Below are 14800 nucleotides of genomic sequence, written 5' to 3'. Positions count from 1 at the left end.
TCAGGGGCAGGAATTCAAGGAAGGCAATCGCGCCCGGTGGCGCGGCCGGGCTTCAAACCCGGTTGGGGACGGCATCCGTTCCCGGGCAGGTTCGACTCCGGCTGCCTTCCGCCAAACAACCCCAGGCTTGCTGACTCTGTAGGAGCGAGCTTGCTCACGATGGCGGTTGGTCGAAGCAATACATTCGTCCAGTTCTTACACGGGGTGCGAAGAGGAGAGTTAGAGATTGCGCTGCGCTTCCATCCGATCATGAAGGACCCTGATGATTGCAATTCCGTACGCAGTGATTCGAAAATAGATCATGTGCCGCTCCACACTGCAGCGCCGATAACCAGGACGGATAGTGTCGCAGGCCGGCGCTTTTTTCGGGTGCTCGGCCAATTGCGCAAATGCTGAGGTAAGGATGTCAATGTAGCGATTGGCCTGATCCAGGCCCCACTGGCGAGCGGTATAACTCCAGATTGCCTCGAGGTCGCCCTCTGCGGCAGGCGTTAGACGATACTCAGCCATGCGCGGCTAACATTCTCTGTTTGAATGCGGCTGGATCGAATGGGCGGGGTTTTCCGCTGGATTCACCTTCCCGAAGGGCGGCACGAATCGTTTCGAGTTCAGCGCTGCGCTCCTGTTCACGACGGATTAGATCGCGAATATATTCGCTGTCGTTGGTGTAATGGCCCGCTTCTATCTGCGCTTTGATCCAGTGGTCTTGCTGGTCAGTCACGGTGATTGTTTTTCGTACGGTTCCCATGATCGGGCGCTCCACGAGATGGTCGACTGCGTGCAATTTATCATACTATTGGTGCGGTATCGAGCAGGTCTAGTGTAGGAGCGAGCTTGCTCGCGATGGTCGTTAACGATAACGCTTGTTTACTGGTTCAACGTGGCGCTCTCGAGACCATCGCGAGCAGGCTCGCTCCCACAGGGTTTTTGTGTGCCATGTCAGATCGCCCTCAAAGATGATCCGCATCGATCACAGCCTTGGCAAACGCCTGCGGGTCTTCCTGTGGCAGGTTGTGGCCGATGCCGCCGTTGATCAGCCGGAACTCGTATTTGCCGGTGAAGCGTTTGGCATAGTCTTCGGGGGCCGGGTGCGGTGCGCCGTTGGCATCGCCTTCAAGGGTAATGGTCGGCACGCGGATGGACGGCGCCGTGGCCAGCTTTTGCTCCAGCGCTTCGTAGCGGCTTTCACCCTGGACCAGGCCCAGGCGCCAGCGGTAGTTGAACACGGTGATGTCGACATGGTCCGGGTTGTCCAGCGCCTTGGCGCTGCGGTCGAAGGTGGCGTCATCGAACGCCCATTTCGGCGAAGCCAGTTGCCAGATCAGCTTGGCGAAGTCGTGGGTGTTTTTCGCGTAACCGGCGCGACCGCGGTCGGTGGCGAAGTAGAACTGATACCACCACTGGAGTTCCGCCTTGGGGGGCAGCGGGTTCTTGCCGGCCGCCTGGTTGCCGATCAGAAAACCGCTGACCGAGACCAGCGCCTTGACCCGCTCCGGCCACAGCGCCGAGACAATGTCGGCCGAACGCGCACCCCAGTCATAACCACCGAGCACCGCTTGCTTGATCTTCAACGCATCCATGAAGTCGATGACATCGCTGGCCAGCGCAGCCGGCTGGCCATTGCGCAGGGTCTTGTCGGAGAGGAAATGCGTATCGCCATAGCCGCGCGCATAGGGCATCAACACCCGATAGCCCTTGGCGGCGAGCAGCGGCGCGACCTCGTCATAGCTGTGAATGTCGTACGGCCAGCCGTGCAGCAGGATCACCACCGGTCCGTTGACGGGGCCGGTTTCGGCGTACGCCACATCCAGAAGCCCGGCGTTGACATGCTTGAGCGGGCCGAACGGCGAGGGTGCCGCCTGAGTGGTTTGGGCAGGGGTCGCAGCTGGCTGCACGCTGGCGGCCGTTTGCCCATGGGCTGCGCTGAGCACACCGAACAGGCTGAGTGCGAGGATCGATGGGCCGACCAGGTGGCGGCGAGTCTTGCCGGTGTTGCTGTTGCGCAGTGCCATCTTCATGGGATGTCTCCATTACCAGCCATGGGCCGGGGTTCGGTCTGAACCCCTGCAAACCTTGCTTGCATTGAAACGCGGCAACGTATCCGGCCTGTGTCGAGGCGCCGGCCGGATGAAAGTCTATGTATCGGGAAGTCGCACTGACACAGTGTGATACACAGCCGCGTCATGCGTAGCCCGTGACCTGCGCACATGGCTTTCTGCAGAGTGTATGCAGTAAATAAGGATCTACAGCCTAGCCAAGCGACGCCACACTGTTGAGCAGTGTCTTGACCAGTTGAGCCTGGCGGGTGGCGCCGGTCTTGGCGAACACTCCGCGCAAATGGGCACGCACCGTGTTGCGCGAAACTCCGAGGGCCAGGGCTGTTTCATCGAGGGTTTGCCCGTCCATGACGAGCATGGCCACTTCGGTTTCGGTCGGCGTCAGCTGGAACAGGCTGCGCAACAGGTTGCGCGACGCCTGCGGTGAGTCCGCCGGGTCGCGGATGAACACTGCTACGGCGGGCCGGCGTGCGCCGTTGCGCGATTGATAGCTCACGGGGATGGGGCGCAGCAGTAGATTGAGTGGCATCTCGCCGCTTGGCCGGGTCAGGGTCAACACTTCGATGTCATCGAGACCACGCTGGCGTTGTTTCAATACGGCCTGGATGGCTTGCTGGACATTGCGGTTCTGCTGGCTGGTGAAGGCACAGAGCTTGTCGTGTCGGCATTCCAGGCCGTCACGGCTGTCGAACAGTCGCTGGGCGGCGCGGTTGCAACGCATCATTCTGCCGTCTTCGTCGAGGATCGCCGTGCCCACCATCAGTCGGTCGATGGTCGCGGCATAGAGTTGGCGTTCGGAGTCCAGTTGCTCTACGGCCGAGTGCAGGTCCACCGCTTGTTGCAGGTGCGGCAGGAGCAGGCGAATCAGGGCAATCTCCGTCGCATCGAAGTCGCGGCTGGCGTGGTTGCGGCAGGCGAACAAGGCGCAGTGCATACCCGTGGGCGTGCGCATGTTGGCGACCAGGACGTGGCGCAGATCCAGGGGTTGCAGATAGTTGCGGTAGAAGTCGTGGGCCAGCCAGGCATCGCTGCCCAGTACATGATCGGCACTGGCCACCTGCTCGACAGGCCAGTCGATGAAGGGGCAGATGGCGTAGTACTGTTCGCTGTAGAACGGCTCGCCTGGCAACAGGGGACCATGAATCGATGCATTGACGATCAATCCCGGCCGTTCATGGTCGGGGTTGCGTAGCACCAGGGTGAAGAAGCTGGCGGCGAAACGCTGACGCAAGGTTTCCAGCAGGCCGGACCAGGGTGTGGATTCAAGGGGGCCTTGATAGACCAGCGCAAGCAAGCGGCTGAGTTCTGCAGACGGGATTTCGGTATCGGGCTGCAGGTCCGTGCAGACCGGAAGAGAGAGGGTCATGGATGCGCCTCGCTACTGCTTGTTGTTGTCGTTCGAGTATTGATCGCGCCCATGGCGGGAAAATCGTCCGTTTGGCTTAGGCGGGTTGTCGGGCCATGTGATAGGCAGCGCTACACCGGTTGATGCCGGCATAGCGCTGAGCTCATGGGCTTTTACAGTGCCAGCAGTGCCTCGACGATACGTTCGGCGGCAGTTTCGGCCGACTCGTTGCGGGTATCGATGTGGATGTCCGGCGCTACCGGCGGCTCATAAGGTGAGTCGATCCCGGTGAAGTTTTTCAACTCGCCGCGCCGGGCTTTCTGGTACAGGCCCTTGGGGTCGCGCTGTTCGGCCAGGGCCAGTGGCGCATCGACGAAAATCTCCAGGAAGTTGCCGTCTCCTGCCAGGCGGCGTGCCATATCGCGCTCGGCACGAAACGGCGAGATGAACGACACCAGGGTGATCAGACCGGCATCGAGCATCAGCTTCGCCACTTCCGAGACCCGGCGGATATTCTCCACCCGGTCGGCTTCGGTGAAGCCCAGGTCGCGATTCAGGCCATGGCGGACATTGTCGCCATCGAGCAGGTAAGTGTGCCGGCCGAGGGTATGCAGCTTGCGCTCCACCAGGTTGGCGATGGTCGACTTGCCCGCGCCGGACAACCCGGTGAACCACAGGATTCGCGGCGACTGCCCCTTGAGCGTCGCGTGGGCCTCGCGGTTCACGTCGACGGCCTGCCAGTGCACGTTCTGTGCGCGGCGCAAGGCGAAGTGCAGCATGCCGGCGCCGACCGTCCGGTTGCTCAGGCGGTCGATAATGATGAATCCGCCCGTATCGCGGTTATCGGTATAAGCATCGAAGGCGATCGGCCGGTCCAGGTGCAAATTGCACACACCGATACCGTTCAGCTCCAGGGTCTTGGCCGCCAAGTGTTCCAGGCTGTTCACATCGACCCGGTGCTTGAGACTGGCGCAGCTCATGCTGACGGTGCGGCAGCCGATCTTCATCAGGTAAGGACGCCCGGGCAACATCGGCTCTTCGTCCATCCACACCAGCGTCGCCTCGAACTGGTCGGCAACCGCCGCCGGTGCATCGGCCAGGACAATCATGTCGCCGCGGCTGATATCGATTTCATCCTTGAGCGTCAGTGTGACAGCCTGGCCGCACAGGGCCTGTGGCTGTTCCCCGGCGCTGCCGAAGATCCCGGTGATCTCGCTCTGATGACCTGACGGAAGCACCCGGATACGGTCCCCCACGCTGACGCTGCCCGCGGCAACGTTGCCGCAGTAGCCACGAAAATCGAGGTTCGGCCGATTCACCCATTGCACGGGCAGGCGGAACGCGGCCTCGACCTGGCGAGCCTGCTCAAGGGGGACGTTTTCCAGATGCTGGAGCAGGGTCGGTCCCTGGTACCAGGGGGTGTTCGGGCTGGCTTCCAGCATGTTGTCGCCGCGCAGCGCAGAGAGCGGGATGCACTGGATGTCGTGCAGGCCAATCTGCGTGGCGAACGCACGATAATCGGATTCGATGCGTTCGAACACCGCTTGGGAATAGTCCACCAGGTCCAGTTTGTTGATGGCCACCACGACCTTGCGGATGCCCAACAGGGACACCAGGTAACTGTGCCGGCGGGTCTGGGTGAGGATGCCCTGGCGAGCATCGATGAGGATCACCGCGAGGTCGGCGGTCGAGGCGCCAGTGACCATGTTGCGGGTGTATTGCTCGTGGCCGGGGGTGTCGGCGACGATGAACTTGCGCTTGTCGGTGGCGAAGAACCGATAGGCGACATCGATGGTGATGCCTTGCTCACGCTCGGCGCTCAAACCGTCGACCAACAGGGCGAAGTCCAGTTCGTCGCCCTGGGTGCCGAGTTTTTTCGAGTCGGCTTCGAGTTGGCCAAGCTGGTCCTCGAACAGTACCTTGGACTCGTAAAGCAGGCGGCCGATCAGGGTGCTTTTGCCATCGTCGACGCTGCCACAGGTGATGAAACGCAGCAGTTGCTTGTTCTGTTGCTGTTCCAGATAGGGCGTCAGGTCGCCATTGAAGGTGTCGTTCAGCGCGCTCATCAGAAATACCCCTCTTGCTTCTTTTTCTCCATGGAACCGGCCGAATCGCTGTCGATCAGTCGACCCTGACGCTCCGAAGTACGGCTTACCAGCATTTCGCTGATAATCGCCGGCAGGTTGTCGGCATCGCTGTCGATGGCGCCGGTCAGCGGGTAGCAGCCAAGCGTGCGGAAACGCACCTTGCGCATTTGCGGCGTTTCTCCCGGTCGCAGCGGCAGGCGCTCGTCGTCGACCATGATCAGCGTGCCGTCACGCTGAACCACCGGGCGCTCCTTGGCGAAATACAGCGGCACGATGGGGATCTGTTCGAGGTAGATGTATTGCCAGATATCCAGCTCGGTCCAGTTCGACAACGGGAATACCCGCAGGCTTTCGCCCTTGCGTTTGCGTGTGTTGTACAAACGCCAGAGCTCGGGGCGCTGCTGTTTCGGGTCCCAGCGATGCTGCTCGGAGCGCAGCGAGAACACCCGTTCCTTGGCCCGCGACTTCTCTTCATCACGGCGGGCACCGCCGAAAGCGGCGTCGAATCCATAGTGGTCCAGGGCCTGCTTCAGTCCTTGGGTCTTCCACACGTCGGTGTGCAGGGCCGAGCCGTGGGTAAAAGGATCGATGGCCTTTTCCACGCCCTCGGGATTGACGTGGACCAGCAGTTCCAGCCCCAGGCGCGATGCCGTCTGGTCGCGGAACGTGATCATTTCGCGAAACTTCCAGGTGGTGTCCACGTGCAGCAAGGGGAAGGGCGGTTTCCCCGGGGCAAAAGCCTTCATCGCCAGGTGCAGCATCACGGCGCTGTCCTTGCCGATGGAGTAGAGCATCACCGGGTTTTCACACTCGGCGACCACTTCGCGGATGATCTGGATGCTTTCCGCTTCCAGCCATTGCAGATGAGTCAACATCGGATACCTCCTCGATTTCTGCCGGGTTTGGTTCCGGCGGACCTCCAAGGTAGGGAAAGCGCCGCTGGCGCTTCTTCGTCTGCTCGGACGAAGAACGCGACAGCGGCTGAAGGTCACGCGACGGACGCGTACAACGTCTCGGCACGCACCTTGAGGGCGCGGGCTACGGCATCGAAGCCCTGTTGCACCCAGGGACCATGATTGGCCATGACCTGGTCGGCGGTCGCGCCGAGGAACTGGTCGGTGGTGTGGTAGCGGCAACTGGCCGGACCGGTGCGCTCGATGTGCTGTTCGCGGCGGGCAGCGTCCGGATTGTCGGCAGTGGCATACATCTCCCAGGCGAGCAGTCGGTGGGGCTCGAGGTCCGCCAGGTATTCGATCACGTGCAGCAACTCACCCGGTTGCCCCGGATGGGGCAGGAACAGGTTGACCGGCTCCCCAAGTACCAGGCTCGACTCGACCTTGACGGTATAGGGGTTCCACTGCGGATAACGCGCCAGGTCGATCAGTACCGACCAGACCCGTTCGGCGGGCGCGGCGATGTCCACGATGACGGAACGAACCAGATTTTTCTCTGCGGTCATGGGTGACTCCTCTGAGAGTGACTCCGCGCCACGCATCGCGACGGGAGTAAGCCATGGGCTCAGGCGCGATCCTCCGCGCTCGGGATGCCCGGCTCCTCGTCCGAGCGGACTAGGCGGGCGCTTAGTCCGCTCGGACGAAGAACCGGCAAGCGGGTACTCCCTAAGGTCACTGGCAGCGGCGGGATGTCCGCCGGCAGAGGAGAGTGACATGGTTGCAGACATGGCTACAGACAGGATCGATCAGGAGGTGCTCAGCGGTGAGAGCTGGAACCTCTTTTGCGAACAATTGCGCCGCAGCGGCGAGCAGATACTGCGCCGCGAAGCGCCGGCCGATGTGCAGACCCGTGCCGAAGGCTTTCGTTATCTCACCCGGTTACTGCGCATTGCCCTGGAAATGCACCTGGAATTCGCTGACCCGGACTTTCCGGGCTTCATCACCCCGTCCCATGAAACCGCGAAAATCGGCGCCGACAACCCGGATAACCTGTACAGCTATGCGCGCCTGAACGGCGAGCATGAGTACCGGGTCAGCGGTCACCGTGGCAGCGTGGCCTACCTCAGCTTCGGCTCCCAGAAGGGGGGGTATGAGACGGATGGCAAGATGACCCAGACCGGTTTCCTCGATGCGGGGGCACTGGCGCTGGATGCCGAGGGCAACTTCGACATCATCCTCAGCCAGCGTCCGCCGGCTGAAGGCAACTGGCTGCGGCTGGAACCGCAGAGCAATGCCCTGATCGTGCGCCAGACGTTTCTTGACCGTGGCAGTGAGCAACCGGCACAACTGCGAATAGAGCGCCTGAATGCCGGGCAGGCACCCGAGCCGCTGACGGCGCCACGCTTGCAGCAAAGCCTGCAACGGGTGGGCAGTTTCGTCGAGAACACCGCCCGATTGTTTGCCGATTGGGCCCAGGGTTACCAGGAACACCCCAATCAACTGCCAGCCGCCGACCAGGCGCTGTGCCAGTCCGTGGGGGGCGACCCGAACATTTTCTATTACCACTCCTACTGGGCCCTGGCCGAGGACGAGGCCTTGCTGATCGAGGTCGATCAGGTGCCTGACTGCGACTTCTGGAATGTGCAGATCAACAACTACTGGATGGAGTCGCTGGACTACCGCTACCACCGTATCTGCCTGAACAAGCACTCAGCGCGCCTGGACGCCGATGGCCGCTTGCGCATGGTGCTCTGCGGCGTTGATCCGGGCCATGAGAATTGGCTGGAAACCGCCAGCCATCCCCACGGCACCCTGTGCTTGCGCTGGGTGGGGGCGCAGCATCCCGTGCACCCGAGCACTCGCGTGGTCAAGCTCGATGCGTTGAAGGAGATTGTGCGATGAGCGCCGATGATTTCGCCCTGGATGCCTTGCTGGCCGAAGCCCGCGCCCGTTCCGGGGGACTCGACGACTTCGGTCCCGGCGATTTTCGCCAGGGCCTGCGAGTATTGGCCGATGCCCTGAACAACGAAGCGTGCCTGTCGCCCGCCGGGCGGGGCCTGTTGCGGGAAAAACTGCTGGGGCAACTGGTCAACCGCCTGGTCATGGAAGATCACTTGCGGCGTCACCCGGAGATCCTTGAGCAAGCCATCGATGACCCGTTGGTGATCGTCGGCCTGCCGCGCACCGGCACTACTCTGCTGCAGCGCACGCTGGCGGTGGACCCGCAGTTCAGCAAGGCGTTGTGGTGGGAAACCCGTTACCCCGCACCCTTGCCCGGTGAAACACTGGAGCAGCCACTCAAGCGCATCGCCCGGGCACGCGAAGAAGTCGCGGGAATGATCGAGTTCCTCCCGCAGTTGCTGGCCATCCACCCGCTGGACGCCGAGCAGCCCGATGAAGAGTTCATGTTGATGGAACACTCGTTCCTGTGCGCCATGGATTCCTACGTCAATGTGCCCAGCTATACCGCCTGGCTTGACGCTCAGGACCAGACGCAGGTCTATCGGTACCTCAAGCGAACCCTGCAGTTCCTGCAATGGCAGCAAGCACGCCGCGGCATCGAGCCTGGCCGTCGCTGGCTGCTCAAAAGCCCGCAGCACCTGCATACCCTGGAGCTGCTGTTCGAGGTATTTCCAAAAGCACAGGTCGTCCTCACCCATCGCGAACCGGCCAGGACCATTCCGTCGCTGGCCAGCTTTATCCATACCCTGTGGTTGCTCTACAGCGACAAGGCCGATGCCGAGGCCGTAGGAGAGCAGTGGAACCGCCGTATGGCACGTGCGTTGCGCCATGCGATGGCCGTCCGCGAGCGTATGCCCCCGGAGCGTTTCCTGGATGTGCACTTCGAAGACACCGTGGCCGAGCCGCAGGCTGTCGTCGAAAGGATCTATCAGTTTGCCGGCCTCCAATTGACGCCGCAGACCCGATCCGCCATGGCGCAATGGCTGCAGGCAAACGGGCGTGAAAAGCGCGCGGTTCATCACTACAGCCCCAGCCAGTTCGGCCTCAGCGAAGAGATTTTGCAACGAGACTATGCCGAATACCGGACCCGGCATATTCAAGCCTGAAACCCGTGCAGCTCATAACAACAAGAGGAATCTCCCCATGCTGTTGAAAGACAAGGTCGTGATGGTCTCGGGCGTCGGCCCCGGACTGGGTATCAAGTTGGCCATGGAGGCCGCACGCGAAGGTGCGCGCGCCGTTGCCATCGGGGCGCGGGACAAGGCGCGGCTGCTGGAGGCGCAACAACGCATCCTGGCGCTCACCCACATCTGCGAGGTGTTGTGTGTACCCACGGACATTACCGATGTCGATGCCTGTCAGCGCTTCGCCGCAAACACGCTGGAACAATTCGGGCGTATCGATGCGCTGATCAACAGCGCCTTCTCCCACGGTGGTTTCCAGTCCGTGGAGGAGGGCGACAACGCCCCGTTGCGCGATGCCCTGGAGGTCAATCTGCTGGGCTCGCTGAACATGAGCCGCGCCGTGCTGGCGCCCATGCGCACCCAGGGCGCCGGCGCCATTGTCATGATCAATACCCTGGGGGTCCGCAAGCCTTACCAGGGCGGTGCCGCCTATGCCGCCTCGAAAAGCGCACTGGCTGCGACAGTGCGCTACCTGGCGACCGAGCAGGCGGTGCATGGCCTGCGGGTCAACGGCCTGGCGTGCGGCTGGATGTGGGGCGAGCCGGTCCAGGCCCTGGTCCGCCAGACCGCTGCCGCCCGGGGCGTCAGTGAAGAACAGGTGCGTGCCGAACTCAGTGCCGGGATCCCGGGCGGTCGCATGCGCACCGATGAAGAGTGCGCACGCGCCGCGCTGTTCCTTGCATCGGACTACGCCAGTGCAATCAATGGTGCGCAACTGGATGCCAACGGCGGCGAAATGATGTGCTGAGGAACATGACAGATGATTGATCACTGTGCCTTTAACGGCGATGCAGATGGCCTCTGTGCACTGCAGCAATTGCGACTGGCCGGGGAACTGGAGCCCGAGGTGCGCTTGATCAGTGGGGTCAAGCGCGACATCGAACTGCTGCGCCGGGTCACGGCCGCTCATGGCGAGCGGGTCACTGTGCTGGACGTGGCCCACGAGCAGAATCGCGAGGATACCCGGCGTTTACTCGACGCCGGTGCCCGGGTGCGCTATTTCGATCACCACTATGCGGGTGACCTGCCTCGACACCCGGCATTCGAGTCATTTATCGATACGGCGGCCCATGTGTGTACCAGCATCCTGGTGGACAACTACCTCTCGGGACGAGAGCACCGCTGGGCGGTGGTCGCCGCTTTTGGAGATGGCCTGGACGGCCCGGCGCGGGCGCTGGCCGAACGACACGGGTTGAATACGGATGAGGTGGTGGCGCTGGAAGAGCTGGGTCAGTTGTTGAACTACAACGCCTACGGCGACAGCCTGGAGGACCTGCATTTCGATCCGTTGGCGCTGGCTGGCGAATTGTTGCCGTACCGCAATCCAATGGATTTCATCCGCGAAAGCGCGAGTTTCATCACCCTGAAAGAGGGGCATGCCGCCGACATGGCGGCTGCCGCTGACCTGGTGCCGTGGCGTGAGGGCAACGGCGCGCGGCTCTATCGCTTGCCGCCGCAGCCATGGGCGCGACGGGTCAGCGGTGTGCTGGCCAACCAATTGGCGGCACAGGCTCCGCACCTGGCCATCGGTCTGCTCAGTGCCAAGGCCAATGGTGAATGGGCGTTCAGCCTTCGTGTACCTGACGGCAGCGAACAGACGGCGGATGCGTTCTGCCGTCAGTTCCCGACGGGAGGTGGACGCAAGCGTGCAGCCGGCATCAACCGTTTGGCCGAGTCGGATCTGCCCGCGTTTGCAGAGCGACTACTTGCCGGTTATTCGTCCGGATGTTGCTGAGATTGCAGAGACAGTCCGGCATGGATGCCGGATTTCACCTGCAGATTGACGCGCTGCAGCCTTTGCGCGGGTTTCTGACTGGACGTGTTCAAACTATTTTCCCGAATGCATGGCAATCGCACTGTAACTGAGCTTTGCTACTGAGTCTGACGACGCGCGATCGACCCGCTGTTTTCCGTGGAGAACAATCGATGCCTACCTTCCAAACGCCTGTCCGGTTGTTCTGTTTCGGTCTAGCCATAGGTCTGTTTGCCATCCCGCTGCACGCCGCACAAACTCCCTCTGCCAATCCGCCTGCGGTGCAACTGGAACCCAAGGCGCTGGAGGTTCTGAAGGGAATGAGTGCCAGGCTTGCGGGCACTCAGGGCATGAGTTTCAAAGCCGTCACGACCTACGAAAAGCCCAGCCGGCTAGGGCCGCCCCTGGCCTATGGCACGGTGGACCTGGTCAACGTGCAACGACCGGATCGCCTTCGTGTGTTGACTTCCGGCGACGGTCCGGCCACCGAGTTTTACTACGACGGCAAAAAAGCCTATGCCTTCGAACGTAAAGGCGACTTGCTTGCTCAGGCGGACGCGCCTCCTACCATTGATGCGACCCTCGAGGCCGCGTACCAGCGTGCCGCGATCTACTTTCCGTTTACCGACGTGATCGTCGCCGATCCCTACAAGGATTTGTCCCGGGACCTGCGTGTGGCGTTCTACGTCGGCCAAAGCACGGTGGTCGGTGATACCACCACCGATGTGATCGCCTATACCAGCGACAGCGTGTTCGTGCAGGCGTGGATCGGCGTGCAGGACAAACTGCCACGCCGGTTGCGCGCGGTGTTTCTCGATGATCCGACACGATCCCGGCATCAAGTCGACTTCAGTGACTGGAAGCTCCAGTCGACGATGCCTGCCGATTTTTTCAAGCCTGACCACATCGAAACGGCCCACCGCATTCAGTTTGCCCCACCGCCCGATCTTCGTGCCCCGCAAGGGGTAAAAGAACCCGTGGCGAAACCCTGAACAAGGAGACTGACCCATGAACAGATCTACCTTGAAATTCGCCGGCCTGCTTGTCGCGCTGCTCACCTGCAACCAGGCAGCGGCCTGGTCCCACGCTTCCGGCTTCGGGCGCACTTACGGAGGCGGGGGCTCATGGAGTCATTCGGGTGAATACGGCTCGGCTTCGGGCGGTGGCGGCAGTTGGAGTGGCGAAACCAATCGCGGCGGCTCGGCTTCCGGAGGCGATGGGAGCTGGAGCGGCACAGGCTATCGCGGCGGCACGGCGTCCGGTGGCGAAGGCTCCTGGCACGGCACGGGCGCGGAAGGTGGAACGGCGTCGGGTGGCGAAGGTGCCTGGCATGCACAAGGTGAAAATGGCGCCACCGCCGCCGGCTATCACGCGGATGGTTATGGCACGACGGCTTACCGCCCTCCCGTTTATGGCACAACCGCCTACCGAGCCGTGCCTTACGGGACCGCTTACTACCATCCGCCAACCGCGGTGATTGCCAGCAGTGGCTGCTACAACTGTGGCTATAACGAGGGCGTCAATCCGGCAGCTGCCGCTGCGGCCGGCGTGGTCGTCGGTGAAGCAGCCGCGACGGTCGCCGACCAGAACGCCAGCTATAACGCCGGCATGGTAGCCTCCGCACCACCGACAATGCCCATGGGCGCGACGTACGCCTCACTGCCCCCAGGCTGTGGCTTGATAAGCTTCTCCAATACCACGTATTACCAGTGCGGCAACGCCTGGTTACGACCGTCCTTTGGTGCCAACGGGGTTTATTACACCGTCGTGCCGATGCCATGATCTTTTGGCTGAAACAGCCAAAAGATCTCAGGCTGGTGGCTCAAGGACGGGGCCCGAGCTGTCAGGCGACGTTCATGCTGCGGTGCGTATTGATCAGGTTCAGCACGACGCCCGGATCTGCCAGGGTGGAGATATCCCCCAAGCCATCGTATTCGGCCGCCGCAATCTTGCGCAGAATCCGCCGCATGATCTTGCCCGAACGAGTCTTCGGCAACCCCGGCGCCCACTGGATCACATCCGGCGAGGCAATCGGCCCGATCTCCTTGCGCACCCAGTTCTTCAGTTCCAGGCGCAGTTGCTCGTTCGGCTCCTCGCCGTTTTTCAGGGTGACGTAGACATAAATGCCCTGGCCCTTGATGTCGTGCGGCACACCGACCACCGCCGCTTCGGCGACTTTCGGGTGCGCGACCATCGCGCTTTCGATCTCGGCAGTGCCCATGCGGTGCCCGGAGACGTTGAGCACGTCGTCCACGCGCCCGGTGATCCAGTAGTAACCATCGGCATCGCGACGGGCGCCGTCACCGGTGAAATACATGCCGCGGAAGGTCTTGAAGTAGGTGTCGACGAAACGGTCATGGTCGCCATACAGCGTACGCGCCTGGCCCGGCCACGAATCGAGAATCACCAGGTTGCCCTCGGCCTCGCCTTCGATGATGTTGCCCAGGTTGTCCACCAGGGCCGGCACCACGCCGAAGAACGGACGTGCCGCCGAGCCTGGCTTGAGGGCATGGGCGCCCGGCAGCGGGCTCATCATGTTGCCGCCGGTTTCGGTCTGCCACCAGGTGTCGACGATCGGGCAACGGGACTTGCCGACGTTCTTGTAGTACCAGTCCCAGGCTTCCGGGTTGATTGGCTCGCCCACCGAACCCAACAGGCGCAGGCTGCTGCCATCGGCGCCTTCAACGGCGGCGGTGCCCGAGGCCATCATGGCGCGGATCGCGGTCGGTGCGGTGTAGAGGATGTTGACCTGGTGCTTGTCGACGATCTTCGCCACCCGGGTGATGTCCGGGTAGTTCGGCACGCCTTCGAACAGCAGGGTGGTCGCGCCGTTGGCCAGCGGGCCGTAGACGATGTAGCTGTGGCCGGTGACCCAGCCGACGTCGGCGGTGCACCAGTAGATCTCGCCCGGACGGTAGTCGAACACGCGCTCGTGGGTCATGGCCGCGTACAACAGGTAACCGCCGGTGGTGTGCTGCACGCCCTTCGGCTTGCCGGTGGAGCCCGAGGTGTAGAGGATGAACAGCGCTTCTTCGGCGCCCATCTCTTTCGGCGCGCACACGGTGCCGGCCACTTTCATCAGGTCCTCGAACCAGATGTCGCGATGCTGGTTCCACTTGATGTCGCCACCGGTGCGCTTGCACACGATGACTTTCTGGATGCTGCTGGTTTCCGGGTTGGTCAGCGCGTCGTCGACGTTGGCCTTGAGCGGGATCTTCTTGCCGGCACGAATGCCTTCGTCGGCGGTGATCACCACTTTGGATTTGCAGTCGATGATGCGACCGGCCAGGGCTTCCGGCGAGAAGCCGCCGAACACCACCGAGTGAATCGCGCCGATCCGGGTGCAGGCCAGCATGGCGACCACGGCTTCGGGGATCATCGGCATGTAGATTGTCACCACGTCGCCGCGGTGCACGTCCTGGCCGCGCAGGGCGTTGGCGAACTTGCAGACCTGCTCGTGCAGCTCGCGGTAGGTGATGTTGCGGCTTTCGGCAGGGTCATCGCCCTCCCAGATGATCG

At 62.3% G+C, this 14800-nt stretch carries 14 protein-coding genes and 1 tRNA gene; 7 read left to right on the top strand and 8 right to left on the bottom strand.

What is annotated here, in order from left to right:
* Nucleotides 1-18: 18 nt before the first annotated feature.
* A tRNA-Sec gene (locus tag KW846_RS06535) sits at nt 19-114 on the top strand.
* A gap of 105 nt (nt 115-219) precedes the next feature.
* Here the strand turns inward: KW846_RS06535 and KW846_RS06530 are convergent.
* The 7 genes from KW846_RS06530 to KW846_RS06500 form a co-directional block, all read right to left on the bottom strand.
* On the bottom strand, nt 220-510 hold the full coding sequence (locus KW846_RS06530) for a type II toxin-antitoxin system RelE/ParE family toxin (protein WP_007980938.1): 291 nt from the start codon (nt 508-510) through the stop codon (nt 220-222).
* Nucleotides 503-748, bottom strand: a complete 246-nt coding sequence (locus KW846_RS06525) for a type II toxin-antitoxin system ParD family antitoxin (RefSeq protein ID WP_218481690.1) — start codon at nt 746-748, stop codon at nt 503-505. The genes KW846_RS06530 and KW846_RS06525 overlap by 8 nt, the downstream gene beginning before the upstream one ends.
* Nucleotides 749-950: 202 nt before the next feature.
* A complete protein-coding gene (locus tag KW846_RS06520; protein WP_218481689.1) occupies nt 951-2018 on the bottom strand; it encodes an alpha/beta fold hydrolase in 1068 nt (355 codons plus the stop codon).
* Between the two features lie 232 nt (nt 2019-2250).
* The gene (locus KW846_RS06515; protein WP_218481688.1) at nt 2251-3423 is read right to left on the bottom strand and encodes a helix-turn-helix transcriptional regulator; all 1173 of its coding nucleotides are present in this window, start codon (nt 3421-3423) and stop codon (nt 2251-2253) included.
* Between the two features lie 152 nt (nt 3424-3575).
* Complete coding sequence (gene cysN / locus KW846_RS06510; RefSeq protein ID WP_218481687.1) at nt 3576-5468, bottom strand: sulfate adenylyltransferase subunit CysN; 1893 nt, start codon at nt 5466-5468, stop codon at nt 3576-3578.
* The gene (cysD, locus tag KW846_RS06505; protein WP_256356636.1) at nt 5468-6412 is read right to left on the bottom strand and encodes a sulfate adenylyltransferase subunit CysD; all 945 of its coding nucleotides are present in this window, start codon (nt 6410-6412) and stop codon (nt 5468-5470) included. The genes cysN and cysD overlap by 1 nt, the downstream gene beginning before the upstream one ends.
* A 65-nt stretch (nt 6413-6477) precedes the next feature.
* The gene (locus KW846_RS06500; protein WP_116583346.1) at nt 6478-6948 is read right to left on the bottom strand and encodes an SRPBCC domain-containing protein; all 471 of its coding nucleotides are present in this window, start codon (nt 6946-6948) and stop codon (nt 6478-6480) included.
* Nucleotides 6949-7156: 208 nt separating this feature from the next.
* On the opposite strand from KW846_RS06500, the gene KW846_RS06495 reads away from it, so the two are divergent.
* The 6 genes from KW846_RS06495 (at nt 7157) to KW846_RS06470 (ending at nt 13063) form a co-directional block, all read left to right on the top strand.
* Nucleotides 7157-8284, top strand: coding sequence for a DUF1214 domain-containing protein (locus tag KW846_RS06495; RefSeq protein WP_218481686.1), 1128 nt, complete (start codon nt 7157-7159; stop codon nt 8282-8284).
* On the top strand, nt 8281-9450 hold the full coding sequence (locus KW846_RS06490) for a sulfotransferase (protein WP_218481685.1): 1170 nt from the start codon (nt 8281-8283) through the stop codon (nt 9448-9450). The genes KW846_RS06495 and KW846_RS06490 overlap by 4 nt, the downstream gene beginning before the upstream one ends.
* Nucleotides 9451-9487: 37 nt before the next feature.
* Nucleotides 9488-10276 (top strand): SDR family oxidoreductase, encoded by a 789-nt coding sequence (locus KW846_RS06485; RefSeq protein ID WP_218481684.1) that lies wholly within the window; start codon nt 9488-9490, stop codon nt 10274-10276.
* 12 nt (nt 10277-10288) lie between these two features.
* Nucleotides 10289-11263, top strand: coding sequence for an acetyltransferase (locus KW846_RS06480; protein WP_218481683.1), 975 nt, complete (start codon nt 10289-10291; stop codon nt 11261-11263).
* Nucleotides 11264-11454: 191 nt separating this feature from the next.
* The gene (locus tag KW846_RS06475) at nt 11455-12273 is read left to right on the top strand and encodes a DUF2092 domain-containing protein (RefSeq protein WP_218481682.1); all 819 of its coding nucleotides are present in this window, start codon (nt 11455-11457) and stop codon (nt 12271-12273) included.
* A 16-nt stretch (nt 12274-12289) separates the two neighbouring features.
* The gene (locus tag KW846_RS06470) at nt 12290-13063 is read left to right on the top strand and encodes a hypothetical protein (RefSeq protein WP_218481681.1); all 774 of its coding nucleotides are present in this window, start codon (nt 12290-12292) and stop codon (nt 13061-13063) included.
* Between the two features lie 61 nt (nt 13064-13124).
* Here KW846_RS06470 and acs read toward each other — a convergent pair.
* Nucleotides 13125-14800: acetate--CoA ligase (acs, locus tag KW846_RS06465; protein ID WP_218481680.1), on the bottom strand; the 1676-nt coding region annotated here is incomplete at its 5' end.

The organism is Pseudomonas sp. PDM32 (genome assembly GCF_019219225.1).
Taxonomy (GTDB): Bacteria; Pseudomonadota; Gammaproteobacteria; order Pseudomonadales; family Pseudomonadaceae; genus Aquipseudomonas; species Aquipseudomonas laurylsulfatiphila.
Note: the sequence above shows the minus strand (reverse complement) of the source record. Positions and strands in the feature narration are given on the sequence as shown.

Excerpts from the sequence above, each read along its gene's own strand:
- KW846_RS06530 (WP_007980938.1), bottom strand. The coding sequence starts at position 510 with ATGGCTGAGTATCGTCTAACGCCTGCCGCAGAGGGCGACCTCGAGGCA.
- KW846_RS06525 (WP_218481690.1), bottom strand. The coding sequence starts at position 748 with ATGGGAACCGTACGAAAAACAATCACCGTGACTGACCAGCAAGACCAC.
- KW846_RS06520 (WP_218481689.1), bottom strand. The coding sequence starts at position 2,018 with ATGAAGATGGCACTGCGCAACAGCAACACCGGCAAGACTCGCCGCCAC.
- KW846_RS06515 (WP_218481688.1), bottom strand. The coding sequence starts at position 3,423 with ATGACCCTCTCTCTTCCGGTCTGCACGGACCTGCAGCCCGATACCGAA.
- cysN (WP_218481687.1), bottom strand. The coding sequence starts at position 5,468 with ATGAGCGCGCTGAACGACACCTTCAATGGCGACCTGACGCCCTATCTG.
- KW846_RS06500 (WP_116583346.1), bottom strand. The coding sequence starts at position 6,948 with ATGACCGCAGAGAAAAATCTGGTTCGTTCCGTCATCGTGGACATCGCC.
- KW846_RS06495 (WP_218481686.1), top strand. The coding sequence starts at position 7,157 with ATGGTTGCAGACATGGCTACAGACAGGATCGATCAGGAGGTGCTCAGC.
- KW846_RS06490 (WP_218481685.1), top strand. The coding sequence starts at position 8,281 with ATGAGCGCCGATGATTTCGCCCTGGATGCCTTGCTGGCCGAAGCCCGC.
- KW846_RS06485 (WP_218481684.1), top strand. The coding sequence starts at position 9,488 with ATGCTGTTGAAAGACAAGGTCGTGATGGTCTCGGGCGTCGGCCCCGGA.
- KW846_RS06480 (WP_218481683.1), top strand. The coding sequence starts at position 10,289 with ATGATTGATCACTGTGCCTTTAACGGCGATGCAGATGGCCTCTGTGCA.
- KW846_RS06475 (WP_218481682.1), top strand. The coding sequence starts at position 11,455 with ATGCCTACCTTCCAAACGCCTGTCCGGTTGTTCTGTTTCGGTCTAGCC.
- KW846_RS06470 (WP_218481681.1), top strand. The coding sequence starts at position 12,290 with ATGAACAGATCTACCTTGAAATTCGCCGGCCTGCTTGTCGCGCTGCTC.